Origin of the sequence: Nitrobacter sp. 62-13, assembly GCF_001896955.1 — a bacterium.
Taxonomy (GTDB): Bacteria; Pseudomonadota; Alphaproteobacteria; order Rhizobiales; family Xanthobacteraceae; genus Nitrobacter.
This window is the reverse complement of sequence record NZ_MKRN01000197.1, coordinates 18,792-21,062: the sequence shown is the minus strand read 5'-3', so window position 1 is coordinate 21,062 and position 2,271 is coordinate 18,792. Positions and strand designations below refer to the sequence as shown.

The 2,271-nt window shown below is 59.8% G+C and carries 2 protein-coding genes and 2 pseudogenes; all 4 read right to left on the bottom strand.

What is annotated here, in order from left to right; translation table 11 throughout:
- A pseudogene (locus tag BGN91_RS15150) lies at positions 1-227 on the bottom strand (channel protein TolC); the annotation flags it as partial.
- A gap of 449 nt (positions 228-676) precedes the next feature.
- Positions 677-1,808, bottom strand: a protein-coding gene (prfB, locus tag BGN91_RS15145) for a peptide chain release factor 2 (protein WP_292614526.1) whose coding sequence is annotated in 2 segments (ribosomal slippage) — positions 677-1,738 and positions 1,740-1,808 — 1,131 coding nt in all. Because the reading frame shifts where the segments join, the coding sequence is not laid out codon by codon here.
- Positions 1,737-1,889, bottom strand: a complete 153-nt coding sequence (locus BGN91_RS15140; RefSeq protein WP_292614634.1) for a hypothetical protein — start codon at positions 1,887-1,889, stop codon at positions 1,737-1,739. The genes prfB and BGN91_RS15140 overlap by 72 nt, the downstream gene beginning before the upstream one ends.
- A gap of 52 nt (positions 1,890-1,941) precedes the next feature.
- Positions 1,942-2,271 (bottom strand): annotated as a pseudogene (locus BGN91_RS15135) (penicillin-binding protein); the annotation flags it as partial.

The window sequence follows — 2,271 nt, the reverse complement described above, 5'->3', positions numbered from 1 at the left end:
CCGCTCGCTGTTATGGCGACCTTGGGCCGGTAGCCGGAGAGAGCCTGCGGCACGTTTTCGTCGGTGGCCCGGACCGAGGCGCGCTGCGCGTTGAGCTGGGGATTGGTCTGATAGGCGCGCACTAGCGCGGCCTCGATCGTATCGGCGAGGACCGGTGTCGTCACCCCCGACCATGCCGTCATTAGAACCAGTACGGCAGTCCCGGTCAGCAGTCTCACACCACCCATCCGCGGAGTTCCATCTCTTTTCCGAGCGCCAAGACTGTGCCTGAGCGCCGGACCCCTCGAGTCAACTTGTCCCCATACAAGCATATTCGCCGTCAAAGCGAGACGGAACCCCTTCCGGGCGATCCCGAACGAAACTCTCTAGCTGGGGCATCCCGGCCACACCTGCTGCACTGGACTGCAACTGTGGCCGAATTAGACCAACGGCGTTTCATTCAAGATCCCTACTCTTTTTCGATGATCCCGATCGAACTCCACGCACGTCAAAAACTAAAAGAAATGAAGTCAAAAATTTGATTTCATTATATTTTGTGCTGAAAAATCTGATAGGTCAGACGTTCATCCCATGGCTTAACTTCAGACGGCAACGGAATAATGAGCCACGCACTATTTTTGCCCGGTGATGCTCCCGCCCTGGCGTCCCAACCCGATGAAACCGCTTCTGACATCGGCTAATCCACGTCTTCGACGGCCCCGGGCGAGATGCCGAAGGCTTTCTGCGCCAGCGTTGCCGCCATGAATTCATCCAGGTCGCCATCGAGCACGCCGGACGTATCCGATGTCTGCACCCCGGTCCGGAGGTCCTTCACCATCTGGTAGGGTTGCAGGACGTAGGACCTGATCTGATGGCCCCAGCCGATGTCGGTCTTGGCCGCCTGATCCACGGCTGCCTGTTCTTCCCGTTTCTTGAGCTCGATTTCATAAAGCCTCGCCCGCAACATATCCCAGGCCTGCGCCCGATTCTTGTGCTGCGAACGCCCGGCCTGACAAACGACTGCGACGCCGGTCGGAATGTGTGTCAGCCGCACCGCCGATTCGGTCTTGTTGACGTGCTGTCCTCCGGCGCCGCCGGAGCGCATGGTATCGGTGCGAACGTCGGATTCCTTGATGTCGATCTTGATGCTGTCGTCCACCACCGGAAAGATCGCCACGCTGGAAAATGACGTATGGCGACGTGCGTTGGAATCAAACGGCGAAATTCTGACGAGACGGTGCACACCCGCCTCGGTCTTGAGCCAACCATAGGCGTTGTGGCCGCTGACCTGAATCGTCGCAGACTTGATGCCGGCTTCTTCGCCGGGCGTTTCTTCCAGATACTCGATCTTGAAACCGTGATTCTCCGCCCAGCGCGTATACATGCGCAATAGCATCGAGGCCCAGTCCTGGCTTTCGGTGCCTCCGGCGCCGGCATGAACCTCAAGGTAGGTGTTGAAGCGATCCGCCTCTCCCGAGAGCAGCGCCTCGAGTTCACGGCGCCCGACCTCCTTTTTGAGAGCCTTCAGGGCGGCTTCAGCTTCGTCGACGACGGCCTGATCTTTCTCGGCCTCGCCGAGTTCGATCATGCCGATCTGGTCCTCGAGTTCGCCCTCGACCTTGCCGATACCGGTCAGCGAATCCTCCAGCGAGGTCCGCTCCTGCATCAATTTCTGTGCCTTCTGGGGATCGTTCCAGAGATCTGGATCCTCGGCGAGCTTGTTTAATTCCGCCAGACGCGCGGTCGAGGTGTCGACGTCAAAGATGCCTCCTCAGCAGCCCGACCGACTGCTTGATCTCTTCAACAAGTCTTTCGATTTCAGCACGCATGGCTTCTCTAATCTGCGGCTCGCGCCGTCGTTCAACAATGGCAGGTGATTTAGCCGCGAAGGCTGCAAAGCGCAATCGCATCGATCGAGCGTGATCCTATCCGAAAGCCGGCTTCCACCTCCGCGATCATGCTCTAGTAAAGCCCACCCGTTCCGGGCCGGAACAGGCTGCGGTCGGCGTCAGGAAGCGGTTGCGGCTGACGACCATCCGGATCCGCCACACCGATCACCGAATAATTGTCGGGCGGCGCGGTACCGGGCTTGAAAGCTTCGAGGATGGTCTTGCCGGTGTCGCCGGGACCGGCGCGCATGCCGGTCTTGGCGTCGACGCGAACCAGCTTGATACCGGGAGGGGGAGAGAACGGGGTGGCCGGCTTGTCGGCGAGCGCGATCTTCATGAAATCGCGTGCGATCGGTGCAGCGAGGTGTCCGCCGGTTGCGGTACGGCCGAGATTGCGCGGCTT

Coding starts and splice junctions, on each gene's coding strand:
- BGN91_RS15140 (WP_292614634.1), bottom strand. CDS start 1,889: ATGCGATTGCGCTTTGCAGCCTTCGCGGCTAAATCACCTGCCATTGTT.